19 protein-coding genes are annotated in these 23563 nt (G+C 34.5%); 12 read left to right on the top strand and 7 right to left on the bottom strand.

Annotated elements, in window-relative coordinates; all coding sequences use genetic code 11:
• Positions 1–6: 6 nt before the first annotated feature.
• Positions 7–1095, bottom strand: coding sequence for a PorP/SprF family type IX secretion system membrane protein (locus BC781_RS13715; RefSeq protein ID WP_109618664.1), 1089 nt, complete (start codon positions 1093–1095; stop codon positions 7–9).
• A gap of 10 nt (positions 1096–1105) precedes the next feature.
• The gene (locus BC781_RS13710; protein WP_109618662.1) at positions 1106–3094 is read right to left on the bottom strand and encodes a PKD domain-containing protein; all 1989 of its coding nucleotides are present in this window, start codon (positions 3092–3094) and stop codon (positions 1106–1108) included.
• A 302-nt stretch (positions 3095–3396) separates the two neighbouring features.
• Here BC781_RS13710 and BC781_RS13705 point away from each other — a divergent pair, with 302 nt between their 5' ends.
• The 4 genes from BC781_RS13705 to BC781_RS13690 all read left to right on the top strand — a co-directional run bounded on the left by BC781_RS13705 (position 3397) and on the right by BC781_RS13690 (position 8662).
• Complete coding sequence (locus BC781_RS13705; RefSeq protein WP_109618659.1) at positions 3397–3927, top strand: NUDIX hydrolase; 531 nt, start codon at positions 3397–3399, stop codon at positions 3925–3927.
• Positions 3928–4114: 187 nt separating this feature from the next.
• Positions 4115–5968, top strand: coding sequence for a sensor histidine kinase (locus tag BC781_RS13700; RefSeq protein ID WP_109618657.1), 1854 nt, complete (start codon positions 4115–4117; stop codon positions 5966–5968).
• 81 nt (positions 5969–6049) lie between these two features.
• Entirely contained in the window at positions 6050–6835 is a 786-nt protein-coding gene (locus BC781_RS13695; RefSeq protein ID WP_109618655.1) for a tRNA pseudouridine synthase A, read from the top strand.
• A gap of 132 nt (positions 6836–6967) precedes the next feature.
• Positions 6968–8662 (top strand): alpha-amylase family glycosyl hydrolase, encoded by a 1695-nt coding sequence (locus BC781_RS13690; protein WP_245935617.1) that lies wholly within the window; start codon positions 6968–6970, stop codon positions 8660–8662.
• 73 nt (positions 8663–8735) lie between these two features.
• On the opposite strand, the gene glmS is transcribed toward BC781_RS13690, so the two are convergent.
• The 3 genes from glmS to BC781_RS13675 form a co-directional block, all read right to left on the bottom strand.
• On the bottom strand, positions 8736–10577 hold the full coding sequence (gene glmS / locus BC781_RS13685) for a glutamine--fructose-6-phosphate transaminase (isomerizing) (RefSeq protein ID WP_109618653.1): 1842 nt from the start codon (positions 10575–10577) through the stop codon (positions 8736–8738).
• Between the two features lie 267 nt (positions 10578–10844).
• Complete coding sequence (locus tag BC781_RS13680; protein WP_158281478.1) at positions 10845–12482, bottom strand: DUF4270 family protein; 1638 nt, start codon at positions 12480–12482, stop codon at positions 10845–10847.
• 170 nt (positions 12483–12652) lie between these two features.
• Positions 12653–13468 carry a glycogen/starch synthase gene (locus BC781_RS13675; protein ID WP_109618648.1) on the bottom strand — a complete coding sequence of 272 codons (816 nt, stop codon included), beginning with the start codon at positions 13466–13468 and terminating at the stop codon, positions 12653–12655.
• A gap of 130 nt (positions 13469–13598) precedes the next feature.
• On the opposite strand from BC781_RS13675, the gene panC reads away from it, so the two are divergent.
• From panC to BC781_RS13650, 5 genes are all read left to right on the top strand, one after another.
• Positions 13599–14459 (top strand): pantoate--beta-alanine ligase, encoded by an 861-nt coding sequence (gene panC, locus BC781_RS13670; RefSeq protein WP_109618645.1) that lies wholly within the window; start codon positions 13599–13601, stop codon positions 14457–14459.
• Between the two features lie 154 nt (positions 14460–14613).
• Complete coding sequence (panD, locus tag BC781_RS13665) at positions 14614–14958, top strand: aspartate 1-decarboxylase (RefSeq protein WP_109618643.1); 345 nt, start codon at positions 14614–14616, stop codon at positions 14956–14958.
• Between the two features lie 88 nt (positions 14959–15046).
• Positions 15047–16051, top strand: a complete 1005-nt coding sequence (locus BC781_RS13660; protein WP_109618641.1) for a lysylphosphatidylglycerol synthase transmembrane domain-containing protein — start codon at positions 15047–15049, stop codon at positions 16049–16051.
• A complete protein-coding gene (gene rfaE2 / locus BC781_RS13655) occupies positions 16051–16533 on the top strand; it encodes a D-glycero-beta-D-manno-heptose 1-phosphate adenylyltransferase (RefSeq protein WP_109618639.1) in 483 nt (160 codons plus the stop codon). Before BC781_RS13660 ends, rfaE2 begins: the two co-directional genes overlap by 1 nt.
• A gap of 82 nt (positions 16534–16615) precedes the next feature.
• Entirely contained in the window at positions 16616–17296 is a 681-nt protein-coding gene (locus tag BC781_RS13650; RefSeq protein ID WP_109618638.1) for a zinc metallopeptidase, read from the top strand.
• Between the two features lie 56 nt (positions 17297–17352).
• On the opposite strand, the gene BC781_RS13645 is transcribed toward BC781_RS13650, so the two are convergent.
• Both BC781_RS13645 and BC781_RS13640 read right to left on the bottom strand, forming a co-directional pair.
• Positions 17353–18363: a helix-turn-helix transcriptional regulator gene (locus tag BC781_RS13645; RefSeq protein ID WP_109618636.1), complete on the bottom strand. Its 1011-nt coding sequence runs from the start codon at positions 18361–18363 to the stop codon at positions 17353–17355.
• Between the two features lie 44 nt (positions 18364–18407).
• Positions 18408–19181 carry a geranylgeranylglyceryl/heptaprenylglyceryl phosphate synthase gene (locus BC781_RS13640; protein ID WP_109618634.1) on the bottom strand — a complete coding sequence of 258 codons (774 nt, stop codon included), beginning with the start codon at positions 19179–19181 and terminating at the stop codon, positions 18408–18410.
• 278 nt (positions 19182–19459) lie between these two features.
• Here BC781_RS13640 and pyk point away from each other — a divergent pair, with 278 nt between their 5' ends.
• The 3 genes from pyk (at position 19460) to BC781_RS13625 (ending at position 23401) form a co-directional block, all read left to right on the top strand.
• Positions 19460–20902, top strand: coding sequence for a pyruvate kinase (gene pyk / locus BC781_RS13635; RefSeq protein WP_109618632.1), 1443 nt, complete (start codon positions 19460–19462; stop codon positions 20900–20902).
• A 376-nt stretch (positions 20903–21278) separates the two neighbouring features.
• Complete coding sequence (locus BC781_RS13630) at positions 21279–22355, top strand: LptF/LptG family permease (protein ID WP_109618630.1); 1077 nt, start codon at positions 21279–21281, stop codon at positions 22353–22355.
• A 140-nt stretch (positions 22356–22495) separates the two neighbouring features.
• Positions 22496–23401 (top strand): DMT family transporter, encoded by a 906-nt coding sequence (locus tag BC781_RS13625; RefSeq protein ID WP_109618628.1) that lies wholly within the window; start codon positions 22496–22498, stop codon positions 23399–23401.
• Positions 23402–23563 lie beyond the last annotated feature (162 nt).

Below are 23563 nucleotides of genomic sequence, written 5' to 3'. Positions count from 1 at the left end.
GACAAATCACTCATTTACCCAAGGGGTGGGACACTGAAGGGTAGAAACACCAGGTTTGTCACTTTTCTTTTTATTCCCAAAGTCAGAATTTCTAGGGATATCGAAACTGAAAGAAATTTCATGGGAACCTCTTCCTTCATTTGTTAGAGAAGAAATAGTATAATCATAACTATAAGCAATATTAACTGACTTAATTTTAAATCCTATCATACCCGATATCGCATCTTGATTAATACCAGACTCTTCAGCAGACTCTATTATTGGAACACCTCTATACCACATACCTATTAATAAAGGTTTCATTAGAAAATAAGCTCCGAGGCTTAACTGCTGTGTACGCCTTTGTCTTCTGTATTCAAATACAGGAGTTAATATTTTATCATTATAATCTTTAATCATTGATCTCCGACCAGTCCAACCAAGGTGAAATAAGTATCCACCATGAATAGATAATCTGGTTGGCAAAATATCATCTCCTGTACCATCAATCACAGCTATATTAGGTTGATTAAGGTGAAACAAAGAGAAACCTGTCCAAAAATTCTTACCAAAAAATAAATAGCCAAATGAAATGTCTGGATAAAACTTTGACCCTGTTTGAAATGACTCGTTTGGGGGATTAATTGTCCCACTACCATCATCATCCACTTGATCAACTAATAACAATCTACTATAATCTATTTGCCTTTGAGTAATACCTACGTTCAATCCAAAAAACATCCCAAACTTATTATTCAACTGCGCGTGATAAGCATAATTGGCTTGAACTTCAGTATTTGCTAATGGAGTACCAATACTAGCTCCTTGTTCATCTCTTTTGAACAACACTCCTATACCACTATTAAAAGACGGAAAGTAATGATCATATGCAGCTGCATAAGTAATATAATTAGATTCTAAATTTGGCCATTGGTTTCTATAAATTGCAGTAAGCCTACCTTGTTTTGTATTACCTGCAAAAGCAGGATTCAAATTAGTAGGAATCGCATAGAACTGGGTAAAATGGCTATCTTGGGCTTTTATTTCTAGGTTAGAAAAAAGCAATAAGATTATAAATGAGGCTAAGACTAAACTTGATGTATATTTGGGTTTCATAGGTATATTTTTATGGTATTCTTACTTGATTAGAACCATCCAAAGTAACAGTTACCGTTTCCTCATTCCCACTTCCATCATCAACTGTAAGGGTAATCTGACTACCGGATTGACTTGGAGGAAAATCTACAGTAAAGGGTCCACTACTTGTCCCATCAGCCTCAGGTTCAGCCGTTCCTCCGCCAAAATTAAAGTCCCAACTTTGAATACTTTCACTACCGACTCCCTCAATTATATATCTCAACAACCCACAATTATCTCTTGCTGGCTGTACGATCAAACCAGCCCAAATATCATCACACCCACTTCCTGTCTGAATTATTCTAGAATAAGAAGATGTACAATAGCTATTTGAAACTTCTAAGGACACTGTATATTTTTCATCTGGCAAAAGGGTAAATTTAGGTTCTACTGAAGAACTTGATTGCTCACCTCCAGATTCATCAACTACAGACCAGTTGTAAATGCCATACTCTAGTTGCATAGATGGCAAAAAAGAAACCTCTTGTGCATTTGAGGAACAGATTGCCGTATCATTAAAAGAAAAAGTCGCTTCTGGATAAGCTAAAACATCATAGATAAGACTATGTACAACTGAGTCTTCATAATCTTGAGAACTTTTAGAAACTACTTTAATAATCTTCTTACCTGGTTGCGTCCAGTATACTGAATCGGGGATAAAACCATCTGAAGACTGTGGAAATGCATCTCCTTCCGCGCCAAAATACCAAACAACTTCTGCTGCTCCTTGGGCAAAACCTCTCGCCTTACTGGTAAAACTAACGCTATTAAATACACAAGTTTTGCCTGAAGGAGAAATTGCAAAGTCACCGCTTTGATCTGATTCCGTTACCACCCTCACATACTGTACAAACTCTGACACGCAACCTTCCGAGCTTTCCCTAGTCAACTTTACAGCATAAAGACCTCCTGTGTCAAAACTATGATCTCCAATTCTACTTTCAGAGGTACTATCTGCTTCTTGGGCAAAAGGATCTCCAAAATCCCACAAATAAGAATTGGCTAAACCTGACTCACCATTAGGTCTAAAACTTATCACAGAGGACGGCTGAACAAAAATAGTATCTCCATCTGTACTCAATTTTGGATTAGCAGCTATAGATATACCATTTTCAGAACCACCTATCACAACCTCTCTTTCAACTGACTCTGAAAGCCCTCCATTTCCGACCACTAATAATACTGACTTCACTCCTGGTGAGGAATAAAAAACATTAATAGGCCCTCCATTATATGCAAAACGAGGATGAGCACCTTCTCCAAAATCCCATTCCCAACTTGTTACACCTTCTGTATTTTCATGTTCAAAAGTCAAATAAGAATCAACACATGAAACGGTATCTGAGATCGTAAAATTGGCAACTAGATCTCCTTCCCCCCCAGCTGAAGTAATCAAAACATCATAACTCGATGAACAACTGCCATTACTTACTACTAACTGCCCCGTATGATTTCCATTGACTTGAATTAAATGCGAAACATTTGCTTCATTATAAACGACCTCACCTTCTACAAGGTCATTTATAATCCATGTGTAACTAAAGCTACTATTAAAGTTATCTGGGGTTAGTTGTACATTTACAGGTCCATTAGATAGGTCGATAGTTTCAGTAAAATCATTTGAAATTGGAGCTTCTACTACACTAACCTCATAGGTGGTTGTATCCGAAATCCCATTGGTAGATACGATCAATTGAATCTCAAAATCTCCCGCACTATTCCATACAATTTCATGTGGCCCCTGCCCAGTTGCTACGCTTGGCGTTCCTCCACTAAAGGTCCACTCCCATGTATCTAAATCAGTACTGGTAGAAAAGCTATTATCAGAAAACAGAATGGTATCGCCTGTACAAATAGCCCCCGTAGGACTTGCTATAATTCTCGCAAATGGATCATCAGCCTTTGTAAATTGTATTTGAAAAAAACATAATATGAATAGCCCATAAGTCCACAGCCTAAGGTATTTACTTTTATTCATGCTGGGTTTCATTAATGATTAGGTTTGGGTTAGTAGTAAAGGTTATCTTTTGTGTCAACTTACAAAGAGTATTCCTCAATAATAGCCTTGTAAGGTTTCAAGCATAAAGTAACGACTTCAATTAAAAAAATCTTTTTCTGAAACGAACTACATTAGAATACTTCAATAAATTGGTGATTGAAATCAAATCTAGATTAGAATCTGAAAAATCTGTAATGTATTAAAGTTTAAAAAAGCTCAACTTTAGATGCAAATCAATAGAAAGTATGTATACTTACCATTGAAATGGTAATTATATAAATATGAATACACATCCTAAAAATATTCTAAAATACTGCCCTAAGTGTGGACATGATCACTTTATATACCAGAAGGATGACTCTTTCCTTTGTAGCTCTTGTGATTTCAGAATGTATATAAATGCTGCTTCTGCTGTTGCAGCAATTTTAAAGAATGACAAAGGAGAAATATTATTCACAAGAAGAAAGTTTAATCCTTATAAAGGAATGCTTGATTTACCTGGCGGATTTGTTGATCAACTTGAAACCGCAGAAGATGCACTTAAAAGAGAAATATTTGAAGAACTCCAACTTAATGTTAGCAGTATAAAATATTTTGGTTCCTTCCCGAATACATATGAATACCAAGATATAACATATTTCACTTTAGACCTCACTTTTGAAATCACAGTGGAGCCTTATGAAAAAATCGTAGCTCAAGATGATATTACTGAAGCTCTTTTTATTGCTGCTGATAAAATTAAGCTAGATGACATAGGTGCCACATCTATCAAAAATATTACAAAAGCATATCTAAAAAGCTTATCCAAATAAAGAGATTAAACATATTAATTTCACTTTTTCAACTTTCACTTATAACATTAATCACTCGTCGTCATAAATCCTTCATTTTAATATTTTGGACTAACCTATATTTTGTAATTTTCATTGAGACACGTATTCAAAGGCTATAAAAAATACTAGCTAAACCTTTTTCGAGGAACAAGACACTTGAATTTCGATGAGAAACAAAACATTGGATCAATTAAGAAAAGCAGAAGATATGATAGACGGATTGAATGTTGTAGACATTCTAACTGGAGAGAATAACCTATTCAAAAATATCCCCAATGCTTTTCTCATTTTCGAGATTGAAAATAATGAAGTTATTTACTCAAATGAACAAGCCCATCAAATTTTAAATACAGATATACCATCTGAAATTTCGACCTTTCTAAATACACACTTACTCCCAGAAACAAGTACAGAAAAGCAATTCTTCTTTGAGCTTTTACAGAAAAAGAAATCAGAAAATGTAAATATTAATCTCATAATCAATGGGGAGAAAACACCTACAAATATTCAATTATTTGAAATAGGAAGTGGATTAAATCTAGTAGGTGTAATGTTTCATACTCAACACACAAATAGTACAGAAAAGCAATTACAAAAAGGATTAGAATTGAGTCATGAAAACTGGATGCTTTTAGACAGCTACGGTAAAATCCTTAGATATAACGAAAACTTTGAAAGAATATCGACTCAAATATTCTCTGAAAATATATACTTTGGTCTAGATCTTAGAGAAAATACAAAATGGAGAAATAGCATTCTGAAAGCCATCCATGGGCAAAAAGTTATAGAAGTTATCACCCTACAAATAGACAATCAAACTCGAAGTTTTGAAGTTGTTATTTCACCATTAATAACATCAAATGAAGTTTATATTGAAGGAATATTATTATTTATAAAAGAAGTCACTAATAGTCTAAAAGTTGAGGAGCTTCTTAAAAACAGTTTCGATGAGATTAGAAACTTTAAGGTTGCTCTAAATAGAACTTCGTTGGTATGTGTGACTGACCCTAGAGGATATATCAATGAAGTGAATGACTTATTTTGCTCTGAAGCGAAGTATTCCTACGACGAATTAATTGGAGAAAATATAAATAAAGTACTTCCTTCCTTACAATTACCGAATATCTACAAAGAGTTATCTTCTAAAACTAATGAGAATTCTTTTTGGCGAGAAGAGGTTCAAAGCACGGATAAAGCAGGTAACACTTTTTGGCTAGACCTAATGTTTAGCCCTGTATCTAATAAAAAAGGGGAAATATATCAGATTCTTTGTATTGGGTATCCTATAACTGAAAGAAAAAAAGGAGAAATCGAGCGTCAACAACTTATGACTGACCTTATTCAGCATAATAGAAACCTTGAGCAATTTGCATTTACTATATCTCACAAATTACGTGCTCCATTAGCGAGGGTAATTGGGTTGGCTGAATTGTTGAAAATTGATGATTACCAGACCTCACATAAATCTTTTGTAGACAAACTCCTTTCAAGTACAAAAGAACTCGACCTACTTTTGAAAGGACTAATTGAAATACTTTCTTTCAGACAAAATTCAAACCTTGAGAAAAAAACGCTTGATTTAAATTATATCATTCAAACAATAACTAGTAGTCTATCTACTGCTATAAATGAAAATAATGCCGTAATTGAAGTTGACCTAGCTGAAGATGCACGATCACTCAGAAGTATAAAAAGCTATATTGAAAGCATTGTTTACCACCTCATTACCAATGCACTAAAATTCCGAAAAAAATACCTATCACCAGTAATTCACATCAGAAGTTCAAAGGTTGAAAACGGAATTTTATTAGAGATAAAAGACAATGGAGTAGGTATTGACTTGAAAAATAATAAAGAAAAAATATTCTCCATGTACCAAAAACTACACTCTAGCCATGAAGGTAAGGGACTCGGATTATATTTAGTAAAAAGTCAAGTTGATGAATTAAACGGTAATATACAGGTCGAAAGTGCCGTTAACCAAGGTACAATCTTTAAGATTTTCATTCCTACAGAATAACATCAAACGTGAGAATTATTCTTTAATTCTGAAGACCTTCCTGTTTCTCATTTTAAATAAATCTCTTTAGTTTCGTGCCTTATGGCACACAGGCAAAGATTTTATTACTTAATCGAATTCCAATATCTAGGGTTTAGATATCATGGTTGGCAAAAACAGCCAAATGTAAAAACCATTCAAGGAATGGTAGACAAAACAATAAACTTCGTTCTAGAACATGACAATTTCAAAACATTAGGTGCAAGTCGTACAGATGCTATGGTTTCTGCAGAACACTCTGCTTTTGAATTATTTTTATGGGAAAAACTAGACACCAAACTATTCTTTGAGAAATTAAACAAAAACCTCCCAAATGATATTAGAGCGATTTCAGTCAAAGAAACTGATGAAAAATTCAATATCATTCAAAACCCAAAGACTAAAGAATACTTATACTTTTTCTCACACGGTGGAAAAAATCACCCGTTTTGCGCTCCGTACATGGTTTATATGCATGAGAATCTTGACATTGAGTTGATGAAAACAGGGGCCAAACTGTTTGAAGGGACTCATAATTTTCAGAAATACTGTTACAAGCCTTCTGATGCTACCATTTTTGAAAGAGAAATCATCAAAAGTGAAATCATTAAAAACGATATTCTTACAGCTAACTTTTTTCCAGAGGAAAGCTTTGTTTACAAAATAGAAGGTAAAGGTTTTCTAAGACATCAAGTGAGATTGATGATGGGAACATTGTTCAAACTTGGTGCAGGAGAATTATCACTAGATGAAATCAAAGAATCATTAAATGGAGGAGACAATCAAGCTCTAGCATTTATTGCTCCTTCATCTGGACTACACCTTCACAGTACTTTATTTCAATTATAGAACCTTTTACAGCGTCTACTTACTGGTTTATGATGCAAATATTAGTTAACAAGCTATTTTAAGTCAATTTGTTAAAGCTCAATTCTCTGATATTTTAAAAAAAACAATAAATTCGTACCAAATGTAAATTCTATGAAAATGAATAAACTTACCAAAAGTAGTCTACTCATTTTGTTCTATGGTTTAGGACTTTTAAACCTTAGTTCATGTGAGCCAGCTAAAACACAATCAACTAAAACTGAAGCACCATTTATTTGGAACGCTGCAAATATCTACTTCCTTCTTACTGATCGTTTTTATAACGGAAATAAAGAGAATGACAACATTATTCCAAGAAACGAAAATGCTGCAAAGCTAAGAGGTTTCATGGGAGGTGACATCAAAGGTATCACTGAGAAAATCAAAGAAGGATATTTCCAAGACTTAGGTATCAATGCAATATGGTTCACTCCTATTGTTGAGCAAATTCATGGAAGTGTAGATGAGGGCACAGGAGAAACTTATCCTTTCCATGGCTATTGGGCAAAAGACTGGACTAAGATTGACCCTAACTTTGGCACAAAAGAAGACCTTGCTGAACTTGTAAAAGTTGCGCATGACAACGGCATCAGAATTATACTTGATGTTGTGATCAACCACACAGGCCCTGTAACTGACCAAGACCCAGTATGGGATAACAATTGGGTAAGAACTGAACCACAGTGTACATATGATTCATATGAAAACTTCGTAAACTGTACGTTGGTAGAAAACTTACCAGATGTTCTTACAGGTAGTGATGAGAACGTTGAAATTCCTACTCCACTTGTTGAAAAATGGACTAAAGAAGGTCGCCTAGAAAAAGAACAAAAAGAGCTTGATGAATTCTTTGCTCGTACGGGTTACCCGAGAGCTCCTCGTTTCTACATCATCAAATGGCTTACAGATTACATTCGTGAATTTGGCGTTGATGGCTTCCGTGTTGACACTGTAAAACATACAGAAGAAAGTGTATGGGGTGATTTGCACAAAGAAGCTATTGCAGCGTTCAAAGACTGGAAAAAAGCAAATCCAGACAAAGTTCTAGATGATAATGATTTCTATATGGTTGGTGAAGTATATGGCTACAATATCGGAAATGGTAGAAATTTCATGAATGGAGATAAAGAAGTTGACTATTTCGATGAAGGCTTCAATACACTAATCAGCTTTGGCTTGAAATGGGAAGCTAATGAAAAGTCTTATGAAGAAGTATTCGCTTCTTATGATAGTATTTTAAACAATGAATTGAAAGGAAAAGGAGTTGTCAATTATGTATCATCTCACGATGATGGGCATCCTTTTGACAAAATGCGTGAAAAGCCTTTCAAGGCTGCAAACTTCCTATTCCTTGCTCCAGGTTCTGCTCAAGTTTATTATGGCGACGAAACGAACCGTTCATTAGACATTGAAGGAACTGTTGGTGATGCTACACTTCGTTCATTCATGAACTGGGATGAAATCGAAAAGAATAGTGAAAGAAATGGTTTTAAAACTAAAGATGTTCTTTCTCACTGGCAGAAGCTTGGTAAATTTAAAAGCTTACACCCTGTAGTTGGTATTGGTAGACACCAAATGATTACAGAAGCTCCTTATGTATTTAGTAGATCTATTAAATCTGATAAATATTCTGATCAAGTAGTTGTTGGTCTTGATCTTCCAAAAGGGAAAAAAGATATATCAGTTGCTAAAGTGTTTGAAGATGGTCAAAAAGTAAAAGACTTCTATTCGGGTACTACAGCAACTGTAAAAGGTGGTAAAGTAACGATTGACACACCAAATAATATCGTGTTATTTGAAGCGATCTAAACTATCATATAATACAATGAAAAAAGCCATCAATTACTTGATGGCTTTTTTTATATCTATTAGTTAGAATTCATTACTCTACAGTAACTGATTTAGCCAAGTTTCTTGGTTGATCCACATTACAATCTCTCATAACAGCGATGTAATAAGACAATAATTGTAGAGGAATTACAGAGATCATTGGCATCAGCATTTCATGAATATTTGGTACTTCAATAACATGATCTACCATTTTAGGGATAAGAGCATCTCCTTCAGTTACAATTGCTATAACTCGACCTTTACGAGCTTTAACCTCTTGAATATTTGACACTACTTTATCATAAGAACTATCTCTAGTTGCAATGAAAATCACAGGCATTTCCTCATCAATCAAAGCAATAGGCCCATGCTTCATTTCTGCAGCAGGGTACCCCTCTGCATGGATATAAGAGATTTCTTTCAACTTCAACGCACCTTCCAATGCTACAGGGAAATTATAGCCACGTCCTAAGTAAAGACAATTTGAAGCATCTTTATAAATTTCAGCAATACTTTCAATTGCTGAATCTAGTTTTAACACTTGCTCTACTTTAGCTGGTACTTGCTCTAAATCTCTTAGAAGCTCACTTAATCTATTTTCAGAAATAGATTTTTTCTCTTTAGCGACCATTAGAGCCATAGATGTAAGAACTGTCAATTGAGCTGTAAATGCTTTAGTACTAGCTACACCAATTTCTGGTCCAGCATGTGTATAAGCACCTTCATGTGATGCTCTAGCAATAGATGACCCAACTACGTTACAAACACCCAATATAGTTGCACCTCTTTCCTTGGCCATTTCAATAGCTGCTAAAGTATCGGCTGTTTCTCCAGACTGTGAAATCGCAATAATAACATCGCCTTTACCAACTATTGGATTTCTATATCTAAATTCAGAAGCATATTCTACCTCCACAGGTATTCTTGTTAGCTCTTCGAATACATATTCAGCTACAAGACCTGCATGCCAAGAAGTACCACAAGCTAAGATAATAATTCTATTCGCATTAAGTAGATCAGGTAAATGCTGTTGTATACCTCCTAATTTCACATGAAGATCTTCCGCGATTACACGCCCCCTCAAACAATCTTCAATTGATTTTGGTTGCTCCATGATTTCTTTCAACATGAAGTGATCGTAACCACCTTTTTCAATTGCCTCAAGTTCCATATCAAGAGTTTCAATATATGTATCTCTTGCTACGTTACGTATATCTGTAATTGTAATATCTCCTTTTGTAAGAACAACTACTTCTTCATCATCAAGATAAACCACATCTTTAGTATACTCAATGATAGGAGTTGCATCAGATGCTAAAAAGAATTCTTCCTTATCTTCACCCACTCCCACCACTAGAGGTGAACCTTTCCTCGCTGCAACAATTTTACCTGGCTCATTAACTGAGACTAAAACAATAGCATAAGCCCCAACTACTTGTGTTAAAGCAATACGTACAGCATCCTCCAATGAACATTCATTATCTTTTTGTACTTGTTCAATGAAACGGGTTAAAACCTCGGTATCTGTTTCAGAATAGAATTCGTGTCCTTTAGATTCCAATTCTTTTTTAAGAGAACCATAATTCTCTATAATTCCATTATGAACAAGTGCTATTCTACTATCAGAAGATAAATGAGGGTGTGCATTAACGTTATTAGGTACACCATGAGTGGCCCATCTAGTATGTCCAATTCCTACAGAACCATGGGTATCCTGTTCTCCAATTAAGTTTTGTAGATCAGATACTTTGCCTTTACATTTAAAAACTTTCAAGTTTTCATTCATTATGGCAACGCCAGAACTATCATAACCTCTATATTCTAACCTACTTAGACCTTTAATTAATATATCTTTTGCTTCTTTAAAACCTAAATAACCTACAATTCCACACATAATATTTTATTTTTTGGAGTAAAAAATGGGTCTAAAAGATTGTTATCTTTTATTTTTTGATCTCTGTTATCAAAACAAAATTATATAATTTTTTCACTCATAAAAGTCTTTTTAAGTTATGAGGGTTTTATAATTTTTCTTTGTTATCAAGCTGTTAATCAATACAATTATTAAAATACTAATAACCAACACCCATTATATTCAAAAAATAAAAAAGGTCTAGTTAGAATACCTAACTAGACCTTTTAAATAATAATAATTTTTTATTTACTCTGTAGTTTCACCACATTCTAAAGTACCTCCAAATATTGTATAGTACAGTCTCAAATTCAGATTAAGTGGAACATTAGGGTTTAGCCCTGTTGAAGGAGCTAAAGCATCACTTTCTGAATCAGGGAAAGTTAATTTATTTACACCAGTTGAAATTGACGTTGGCAACACAACCATTGGACCTGCATAATTAAAATCCCCACTTTCAATATTATCAACATTATCATCATTATTTGCATTTAGGACATTAAGTCTAGCATTAAAATATGATGTAATATCTATCGTACCATATTGATTTCTAGCAATTGAGAAACTAGACGAAAGAGCTGCATCTCCAGCTTCTGTAAATAGCGTAGATATACTTCCATCTGAAAGTCTACTAATCTGTCCATCATTCTCAAGTTCATCAGTTAATGTTGCAAAAATAATTTGCGATGGTGGAGGAGTATTATTTTTTATGTATTCTAAAGATTGACTAGTACCACTTCTATCTGTTGGGTCCACAGCACTAATACTTAATTCAGCTCTTTGAACTATGATTTTTGTAAGAGGATTATCATCTCCTTCCTCTACAGCTCTATTCAACAGCTCTAATGCTCCATCAAAGTCAATCACAGAGTAGATTGGTGTACCAGCAGTTACTAAACCAGTATTATTTAAGCTTACAGAGCTAAGAGTATCACCAAGATTTAAACTAGCAAGAGCATCGCCTTTATCAAATAAGCTATTGTAAAAACCTGCAATGGACATATCATATGTAAACTCTTTTGGTCTAATTATCCCCTGAACATCTTCAGTAATAATATCACCATTCTCATCTCTATCATTATAAAGTAGTCTAAACTTAGAGTTTGAACCATCAATACCATAGTAGACACCTTCATCTACAATATCAAGAGCAATACCTTTAAATAGATCAATAACTGTAGAATCAGAAATAGTATCTAAAGAAAATAATTGACGTCCTAATGTTTCATCCATTGGGATTCTTAAAAACTTACGCTCAGAAGTTGTCCCATCAGACGAATTTGTAAAAGAATCAATATCTAAATCAGCAAATAAGACTTCTTCATCTATTTCATCAAATCTTAAAAGTTCATTTCCAATTGAATTTTCAGGAATAATTTCAAAATGGTAACGAGGTACACTCACGATAATAGTATCTCCACTTTGATCAACTGTTTCTTGGATGATTTCCAACTCAGTCTCTAACTCTCTTCCTTGAAATTCAATTGCACTTAAAGTATCTCCGTATGAATATCCATTAAAAACTAATAAGAACTCAAAACCAACAAATTCTTCTTGCTCATTAAAAGCAACACCAGAACTAACATTTGGCCTTAAATAAACAGAAGACTTAGTTGTTCCCAAATCTCCTTCTTGTATCTCACCAACTATAGCATTAGATACACTTGAAGTTAATATACTGTCTCTAAAAAACTTTGTAGTTGTTCTAAGACTAAAATTATCTTCAAAGCATACTTTTACATTAGACCCATCACCTAGTTCACTTCCATTTTCCAAAATATCATCCTGATTACAAGATGTATTCAATAGAGATGTTCCAAGAATAAAGGCCCCTAAAAGATTTGCCTTCGACAAAACACGCTTTAATTGGTTTATGTTAAATGTCATACTCATCTATTTTCTCTCTCAAAAAAATCCTATCTAGCTTTTTCACAAAAATAAGAAGCAGAATGACAATTACTTCATTCTTGCTCTTTTTCTTGTACACATAATCTCACAAATAAAAAAAAGCCTTCAGTAATAACCGAAGGCTTAACATTTTTTATACCTAATAAGTCTTATCCCATCAATTCCGTATAGATGTCATAATAAGAACTTGCAAACTCATCTCCAACTTCAATAGTATTGATGCTATCAGAAGCTCCATCTGTTAGAGCATCTAACTTCTCAGTTAAATCAGCATTGGCGTTAGTTACAACATCTGCATATTGAGATCCAATCTTGATAAATGCGTTAAAATCGGCATCTTCCAACAAAGTCAACATACTATCTTCAATATCAACCATCTTCACTTTTTCCTTCAACCCTTGAGGATCAAATTTATGCTCAAAAGAAGTATTGTAGATTGTGTAAACACTCTTAGTGTCTTTGAACATCGGATCGTTCTTATAAGTCGTTTTCAAGTACATCGGAATCATACTTGAAATCCAATCATTACAGTGAACGATATCTGGAGACCATCCTAATTTTTTCACAGTTTCCAACACACCTTTACAGAAGAAAATCGCTCTTTCGTCATTATCTTCGAAAAACTTATCGTCATTTTTCTTATCTGTAAAGACTGATTTACGTTGGAAATAGTCTTCATTATCAATAAAGTAAACTTGCAGTTTTGCTTGCGGAATTGAAGCAACTTTTATAGTTAAAGGCTTTTCCTCTTCGCCTACAGTGATATTAATCCCTGAAAGTCTGACAACTTCATGCAAACGGTTCTTACGTTCGTTGATCAATCCAAAACGAGGGACTAAAATTCGAATTTCCATACCCCTCTCTTGCATTGATTGTGGCAACTTACGCACATAATCAGCAACTTCAGTAGTTTTCAAAAATGGATTAATCTCACTAGAAACGTAAAGAATTTTTAATTTTGACATATTCTGCAGGATTTACATTAATTTAGCCGCAAAGATAAGAGGAAAATGCGGAAAATTCAATCCCTACAGACTACCTAAAGCTCAGTTTATGAGAATTTAAGCGTTAAAATTTATAAATAAGGAGCAAAATATGCACATTTTCAAGGAAACCACTTCATTAAGAAACTTTTTGATAACAGAACAAAATAGTTCCAAAACTGTAGGTTTTGTACCAACAATGGGAGCACTTCATGATGGGCATTTAGCCTTAATCAAGAAGTCTACTGCAGAAAATGATATAACAATTTGTAGTATTTATGTAAATCCGACCCAATTTAATAATTCAGATGATCTTGACAAATATCCAAGAACAATTGATAAAGATATTAACCTTTTAGAGAACGTTGGGTGTACTGCTGTCTTTCTCCCAGATGATACTATTATGTATCCTGAAGGAAAAAATAAAGAAGACCTAATAGAGTTTAACTTTGGAAGTATAGAAACCGTGATGGAAGGAGCCAAACGTCCAGGGCATTTCAATGGTGTAGGCATCGTAGTTTCTAAATTATTTCACATCGTTCAACCTACTAAAGCATATTTTGGACTGAAAGACCTTCAACAGTTTCTTATTATCAGAAAACTCACCAACGCATTATCTTTTCCAATTGACGTGATCGGCCACCCTACAGAAAGAGCCGAGGATGGACTTGCTTTGTCTTCAAGAAACATGAGACTGTCAGAAAGTCAGCGAGAAATTGCACCAATACTTTACAAAGCACTTCAAGAGACTAAAAATATCCTAGAAAGTTCTGAAGACGTTGAAAAAGCGATTGAAAAAGGAACTCAATTGATTGATGAAACAAATCAGTTTCAAATTGAGTATCTAGAAATTACAGATACCAAGTCTCTTAAAAAATTAGACTCATACTCTAAAGGACAAAACTACGCAATTTGTGTGGCTGCATGGTTAGGAAATGTTCGTTTGATTGACAACATACTGATCGAAAATTAGTTTTAATATCGAGCTTAATGCAAAAGTTTGTGAAAATTTCACATATTGCGGAAATATTTAGACAAATTCGTGTTCTAAGGGAGGTTTGGAAATCTACGTTGAGAGTACTAATGACCTAAATTCACCCCTTGGATATTGAAAATTTGAAGTGAATATGTTTATCGAGATATTAAAATCAAAAATACACAGAGTTAAAGTAACTCAAGCAGACCTCAATTATATTGGAAGTATTACCGTAGATGAAGATCTTATGGATGCGGCCAACATCATTGAAGGAGAAAAAGTACAAATCGTGAACAATAATAATGGTGAACGAATTGAGACTTATGTAATTAAAGGCGAAAGAGGTAGTGGCGTTATTTGTTTGAATGGTGCTGCAGCTCGTCGTGTACAAGTCGGAGACGTTCTCATCATTATTTCATATTGTTCTATGGAATTTGAAGAGGCTAAATCTTATAAACCTCTACTTGTTTTCCCTGATGAAAACAACAGAATCTAAGCTTAGCTAAACGGTCACAATGACAAAATCGGATATTTATCATTATATGAATATCCGATTTTTTTGTTAGTCACAATCTATAACTAACATGAATACAAAACTAAAGAAAGCCATACAATACCTAGTTTCCATCGGTTTTTCGGTAGTCCTACTTTGGTATGTTTACAGAGAACAGAGTATAAGTGAAATTATTGAAACACTTGAAAAAACACATTATCAATGGATTTTCATCTCGATTTTTGCAGCTATAATTAGCCATATAAGTCGAAGTTTCCGATGGAAATTAATGCTTGAACCTGGTGGCCATAAAGTTCCTACATTTCGAGTATTCCTTGCAGTTATGACAGGCTATATTGCCAACCTTGTGTTCCCTAGAATGGGAGAAGTTGCAAGATGTGGAGCTCTTCATAAAACAGATAAAGTACCAACTCAGTATGCTTTTGGTTCAGTGATCACAGAGCGAGCATTTGATTTCATTATCATGTTATCGATTATGGTGATTACTGTGTTCATTGAATTTGATAAAATCGGAGAACTCATTTTCGGTCAATTTGAAGGCTTTATTCCATTTCTTCAATCTAAAATGTATTTACTAGGTGGAATAGCAATTGTTGGACTTGCTGGAATGGGTTTCGTAGTTTTAAGATGGAAGAAGCTCATTCAAATCCCACTTTTTAATAAAGTCTTTAATCTTCTTTCTGGTATAAAAGACGGCGTTATCGGGATTTTCAGATTAAGTCCTAAAGCACAAGCAGCATTCATTTTTCATACAGCCGTGATTTGGGCAATGTATTTTATTATGAGTTATGTGATGTTCTTCGCCCTCGACGAAACTGCAAACTTACCTTTATCAGCAGCTTTATCGGCATTTGTAATGGGTGGAGTTGGCATGACCATTCCTACCCCAGGAGGTACAGGATCTTACCATCTACTTGTTACAGCTACTTTAGTTGCTTATGGTTTGGCTGAAAAATCAGCTTCAACGTATGCTCTTGTAATGCACAGCACTCAAACTATTATGGTGGTAGTTGTAGGAGGATTTTCTCTTATTATGATATCACTTTTAAGTAAAAAGACTAAACTAGAGGCATAATGAATACCGAAAATAAAATCATCAATGATCTTAATTCTCTTAAAGAACTAAGACAAAGCTGGAAAGAAGATAATTTAAAAGTAGTCTTCACAAATGGCTGCTTTGATATTGTTCACCTCGGACATATTGATTACTTGGAGAAAGCTAGAAACCTAGGTCAGAAACTCATTATCGGTCTTAATACAGATGAATCCATAAAAACATTAAAAGGAGAAAGCAGACCTATAAATGATGCTTACGCAAGAGCTAGAATGCTTGCTGCATTTCAATTTGTAGATGCTGTTATTCTTTTTGGTGAAGAAACTCCATTTAACTTGATCAATTCCCTTCTACCCGATGTTTTAGTAAAAGGAAATGATTATACCATTGACACAATAGTTGGTGCAAAAGAAGTTCTAGCAAATGGTGGAAAAGTTGAAACTGTAGAACTTGTGGCAGGATATTCGACCTCCAACATTATTAATAAAATTAAAGGAGAATAAATTTTTCTTTTTTTAGCTTCATGTCATGCAACATTGTTGGAGGATAATTACGTATACATGTTGGTAATTAATTTGAAAGAAAATGTATTTATTAATTTTTATATTCTTCCTACTAATAAGCTGGTTGGTACAACGAAAGATGAAACGTACCATGGCCGAGGGCGCTGAGTTACCTTCTGCAAACCAAATTAGTGGAGCCGAAGCAGCACAAATGATGCTGCGTGATAATGGAATCTATGATGTTCAGATTAACTGTATCCCTGGTGATTTCACTGATCATTATGATCCAAAACATAGAACTGTAAACTTAAGTGAGCAAGTATTTTATGGTCGAAATGTAACGGCTGTTTCTGTAGCTACTCACGAAGTAGGACACGCAGTTCAACATGCACAAGCCTACAAACCACTACAGCTCAGAAGTGCAATGGTCCCTGTTTATAACGTAAGTGGAAAACTACTTAATGCAGTGTTTTTCCTATCAATTTTTGGTGCTTTTGCTTTAGGCTTAAATTACCAATTATTACTTACTGTAGTCTGTGGAGCTTACTTTGTCATGACGGCATTCAGTTTTATTACTCTACCGGTGGAGTTTGACGCTAGTCATAGAGCACTACAATGGGTTTCAAATAGAGGCGTTGTGAGAGGTACTGACAATGCTTATGCTAAAAAAGCTTTAAATTGGGCTGCAATGACGTATGTTGTTTCTGCTCTAGCATCTTTAAGTTATTTGCTTTATTACCTTTCAGCTTTAAATAGAGACTAAGAAATCTAATTCTGAATTATATAAAAAGCTCTGTTTTATGGCAGAGCTTTTATTTTTTAGTTACTTGAATAATTCCGTAACATTTTCTCAATTTCTTCTTTGATCTCTTCTTTCAAAGTAATTGGTTCTAATACTTTTACCGACGATCCAAAACCCATAATCCAATTCTTCAACTCATAATTAACAACGACTTTCAATTTAATTCGTGTCTCATTATCATCATCTAGAATTGTTTCTTGAGAAGAATGAATAGGGGCTGATTTTACAAAATTCCCAGAATATGGTGTAAAAGATAAGACAACATCTTTAGGTTCTTCAGATAAGGCTGTTATTCCGTATGTGTATTTAAAGAACTCAATCGGATCAAATTTACTTTCTTGAGCATAGGAAAAGTCTGTCTCCACTTCTTGACAATCCGTGATTCTATCTATCCCAAAAATCCGTACATCATCTTTTTCAGAAATATAACCTACCACATACCATCTGTCTTTATACTCTCGAATCATAAACGGATGAAGGGTATATACACTTGAATCTGAAGCTCCGAATTTCTGATATCCAATCGAAAAGACCTTTTTACTTGTAATTCCTTTTGTCAAAATGTTCAACCATTTGTTTGGTTTTACATAAGCAGATTTTTCAGTCATGATTTTCTTTGTAGCATTCGATCCATCTGCTGCAAAGTTTCTTGAGATAGTAACCCCATCAAGTACTTTTTCGATGGCATCAGAAAATTCATTGATAAAAGGAAAAGACTTGAATTCATTTAGAATAGACTCCACAAATTCAAGAGCCATCAAGTGATCTTCATTAAGATTTACACCACCAAACTGAAAACTACTATCTTCATAATAGTATCCTTTCATTTTTTTATGGTAAGCAATAGGTGCATCAAACTCCAAACGCATAGACTGCAAATCCTTCTCTATCGTAGAAATTGATTTCACTCCAAATTCATGCTCACAAGCTTCTAAAAGCTCATCTTTTGTCGGATAAGGCTTCTGCTTATCTCTGATCATCCGATCAATTAATTTATACCTAAAGAATGCTAGTTTACTTCCTCTCATTTTTAAAAAGTGACTTTTAACAGATCAAAGATTTTATTCTAAGCTCAATTTAGACTTGATGAATTTGGTAGTTTTAAAGTATTCTGAGATGCTATTACACCTTTTAGTTCTTCCAAAAATTGAACATCATTCTCAATAGCTGTTCCGACTACGATAATATCTGCTCCAGCTTCAAAAGCCGCTGTTGCTTTCTTAGCAGACCTTATCCCACCACCGACGATCAATGGAACGCTAAGTTGTTGTTTAACTCTTGAGATCATTTTTTCTGTCACTGGATTTTGTGCTCCACTCCCAGCCTCCAAATAAACCATTTTCATTCCTAACATCTCTCCTGCTAAAGCTGTACTTGCTGCTATATCCGTTTTATCAGCAGGTATAGGCGTTGTATTGCTCATATAAGAAACACTCGTTTGCCTACCACCATCTATCAAAACATAGGCTGTTGGTATCACTTCTTGTTTCATTTGCTTTAACAATGGAGCAGATACCACATGTTGGCCAATTAAAAACTCAGCATTTCTTCCAGATACCAATGAAAGGAATAAAGTTGCATCGGTATACGGGGACAGCTGCGATAAATTGCCAGGGAATAAAACAACAGGGATATCACTGCCCTTTTTTATTTCTATACAAATTGCGTCTACTTGGTTCTTCAACAAAAGACTTCCTCCTATAAAAATATAAGAAACCCCAATTTCCTCAGCCTTCTTAATCAGTCCCGAAACTTTATTAACTTCTATTTTATCGGGATCTATTAAAACTGCTACTTGTTTCCTTTTTAGTTGACAAGCGTCATACATTTTGTTGAGTACATTCATTTACTTTGATAGAAAATTGGTTCAGTATTACATTAAAGTGCTGATTATCTGAATATCGCCCTATTTTGCTCAGCTAAAGTATAAATTTTATACAAAACTCTCGATTTAGGACTTAATATAAATACAAAAGAAATAGGATAATTCAATGCATTCAAACTGAATCTTTGGGATCGTTGTTCTAAAAATGGTCCTGTGCAGACAACTATAATTAAGTCTAGACAGCATTAAGAGCTTCAACTTTACAATTTTTGACTAACAAAATAAATTGAAAACGCAAGATGAGTCACTCACTTAACAAAACCAAGATTGTAGCAACTGTAGGTCCTGCCTCAAATACAAAGGAAAAACTACTAGAACTTGTACATGCAGGTGTTAGCATCTTCAGATTGAACTTCTCTCATGGTGATCACGCCTCTCATCAAGAGGTGATTAACCACATCAGAGAAATTAATGCTACTTTCGGTCACAACATCGGGATTCTTCAAGATTTGCAAGGACCTAAAATCCGTATTGGAGAAGTTGAAAACGGTGCTGTGGAAATCAAAGGTGGCGAAGAGTTAATCATTACGAATAAGCCAATGGTAGGTAATTCTCAAAAAGTGAGTACAACCTACACCAACATCACTAAAGATGTAAAGAAAGGAGACTTCATTTTGATTGATGATGGTAACCTTTCTGTAAAAGTTAAAGAAGTTACTGCTGAAGAAATCAAAACTGAAGTGATTTTCGGTGGAATGTTGAAGTCTAAAAAAGGAATGAACCTTCCTGATACAGATATTTCAGCAGCTTCATTAACAGCAAAAGATAAGGCTGATTTGGAATTCGGATTAACTCAAGACTTTAACTGGATTGCACTTTCTTTCGTGAGATCTGCTGCTGATATCGAGTATATCAAGGGTATAATCAAAGAAAGAGGCTCTAGAGCAAGAGTTATCGCTAAAATTGAGCGTCCTGAAGCTGTTAAAAATATCGATGATATCATTACCGCATCAGATGCAATTATGGTTGCTCGTGGTGATTTGGGTGTAGAAGTTGAAATGGCTGATGTACCTATGATCCAAAAGGACATTGTAAAAAAATGTAATAAGAAAGCTAAGCCTGTAATTATTGCGACTCAAATGATGGAGAGCATGATTACTAATCCTCGTCCTACAAGAGCAGAGGTAAATGATGTAGCCAATGCAGTTATGGATGGTGCTGATGCCGTAATGCTTTCAGCAGAATCTGCGGCAGGTAAATATCCTGTTCAGACTATTCAACACATGCAAAACATCATTCGCTCTGTAGAAAACAAGTCTGACGAGGTTTACAACAAGTCTTATGAGTTCAATCCTCAAGCGGATACGTTTATGGGGAACCACCTTACACAACACGCTAGTAAGTTGGTGGAAGAAATCAAGGCGAAAGCAATTATCGGTATGACTACTTCAGGTTGGACTGCATTCCGTATTTCAAGACATCGTCCGAAGGCACCTATCTATATCTTTACAGATGATGCTCACTTAAGAAATACACTAAACCTTGTTTGGGGTGTTCAAGCTTACCCTTCAAATATTAAAGAGACTTTACGTGACACTTTAGAAAAGCACGTACAGTTCTTGACTGATAAGGGTGATTTGACTGAGAATGATATTTATATCAACATCGCGGCATTCCCTCATGGAGAAGGACATAAAACTAATCTTCTTAAAATTGGCCAAGTAGGTGTTACTCCATTTTAAAGACAGATAAAAACATAATTATTTGAGGCGATTCCATTTTTGGGATCGCTTTTTTTATGATTCGAAGGCTAAAACTAAAATAAATCACATTTAGTAAAATTTAACAGAGAGATGATTAAATTGAACTTTAAAACTTCTGCAATTCGACACATCATCTTTTAGAGCTGAATTTCAAAGATTTAATTCAGTTACAGCCTACCTATTGTAAGGTCTTAAGTCTTATAATATGTAAAAAAGAGAAATCAACGAATAAATTTGAATCAGCTTCTGAGGGATGCAAATTGCAATATTGTAGCGAAGTCTTTTTTTTTGTACTCGGCAATGTTGTTTTTTCAGAATTGCAATTCAATCAAATTCCACATTTTATAATCTGGGTATGAAAATCCTTGACAGATACATCTTAGGAAAATACTTTAAAACATTCCTTTTTGTAGTGTTTTTGTTAGCTGTAATTATTCTAGCAGTTGACTACACTGAAAAGTCTGATGACTTCATCAAAAATAATTTGTCATTTGGGCAGGTTATGAGCGATTACTACGTCTATGTAATCATTCACTGGCTAAGTACCCTAAGCCCTATCTCAGTATTTATTGCAGTAGTATTTTTTACAGCAAACCTAGCTCAGCACACTGAGATTGTTGCAATGCTAAATGGAGGAATGAGTTACAGACGACTTATTCAACCTTACCTTATTGGTAGTGTACTTTTAGCTTTACTTACTTTCGTAAATGTAGGTTGGCTGGTTCCAAAAGCTGCAGAGAAAAAGGTTGAGTTTGAGAAAGAATACATCAAGAGTAAATATTACTTCTCAGATAGAGACATTCATTTAAGAGTTAGTGATTCTTCATATTTATACATGGAGAGTTACAACAATAATATTAACCGTGGGTATCGTTTCACACTTGAAACAATTGATAGCCTTCAATTAAAAGAGAAAATAACTTCAGACCGTATTGAATGGGATTCTACAAAACAAATGTGGCATGTAAAGAAATACACTACATACTCATTTGAAGGAGAAGATATGACAATCTCAAAAGGAAAAGACTTAGATCTAGACCTCAATGTCAAACCTAAATACTTCCAAAGTAGATATAAGCTCGAAGAAACTCTTACTATTCCTGAATTGAATGATTTCATTGCTTCAGAGAAAGCCAGAGGTGTTGCTAAGCTTGGGAAATATTCAAATGCGATCCAAGAACGATATGCATATCCTTTTGCCATGATCATTCTAACCATACTTGGAGTAGTTATTTCATCGAGAAAAACTCGAGGAGGTAGCGGTCTCTTAATTGCAGTAGGTTTCTTATTAGCCTTTGCTTATATCCTGATGGTAATCATGAGTAGAAGTTTTGCTGACGCTGGTTCACTATCACCCGTTGTGGCTGCATGGATGCCAAATGTAATCTGTAGTGCCATTACAGCAGCTCTTTACTACAACGTTCCGAAGTAAATTCTAAACAAAATATTAAAAATATTGTAATACCATAGCAGCTAGTCTGCTATGGTATTTTTTTTAGGTTTACTTATACCTAAAATCTTCTATATTTGCGGAATTAAATCAGAATTCACTCACAAAATTTTTAGTAAGTAATGCTTAAAGATCAACTCAAACTTCACTTGATCGTTTTCATTTGGGGGTTTACGGCTATTCTGGGGAAAGAAATCAGCATCAACTCTACTGAGCTTGTGATGTACCGTACGTTGTTTTCAGCTTTAGGATTAGGTATAGTATTATTTTTATCTGGAAAAAAGGAAAAGCTATTAGTAAACCGCAAAGGTTTGCTAAAACTGATAGGTACAGGCTTTTTAGTAGGATTGCACTGGATATGTTTCTTTATCGCAGCTAAATTAAGCGTGAGTGTCTGTTTAGCAGGTATTGCTACTTGTTCTTTGTTTACTGCATTTCTAGAACCGATAATTAAACGTCAACGCGTAAAGGTTTATGAGATTATACTGGGAATGTTTACTATTTTTGGATTATATCTAATTTTCAAATTTGAGTTCAATCATGTTGGTGCATTAGGTTTTGCATTGGTAGCATCAGTTCTTGCAGCTACATTCTCGGCTTTCAATACGCAGCATACAAATGATTATGCCCCTACAGCAGTCACATTCTATGAAATGCTTGGTGGTTTCCTAATAAGCCTAGCACTGATGCCTATTATGGATAACTATTTCCCTGCTGAAGACGGTGCTTTATTCCACAATTTAAGCATGAAAGATTGGGGGCTTTTAATGTTACTAACTCAAGTTTGTACAGTTTATGCATTCTATGTTTCTATTGAACTGATGAAAAGAATGACTGCCTTCCAAGTTAGTTTAACCAATAATTTAGAGCCTGTATATGGTATTATTATGGCATTAATATTCTATCCTGAGAGTGAAACTATGTCAGTTGGATTTTATATGGGTACAGCTGTGATCTTAAGCTCTGTAATAGCATATCCTATTTGTAAAAGATTAGCAGCTAAAAGCATCTTCGCTTTTGGTAAATAGATATATTAGTTAGTTACATAAGGTTTATATAAAATTAGAGCCATAGCATACAAATGCTATGGCTCTAATTTTATAATTGGATATTAAGGATTTCTTTAGACTGCAATTAATGCATACACTTCAATAAAAAAGGCCATACCACAAAGTGATATAGCCTTATAA

The sequence above is a fragment of the Sediminitomix flava genome, assembly GCF_003149185.1.
Lineage (GTDB): Bacteria > Bacteroidota > Bacteroidia > Cytophagales > Flammeovirgaceae > Sediminitomix > Sediminitomix flava.
This window is presented reverse-complemented; position numbering and strand designations above follow the sequence as displayed.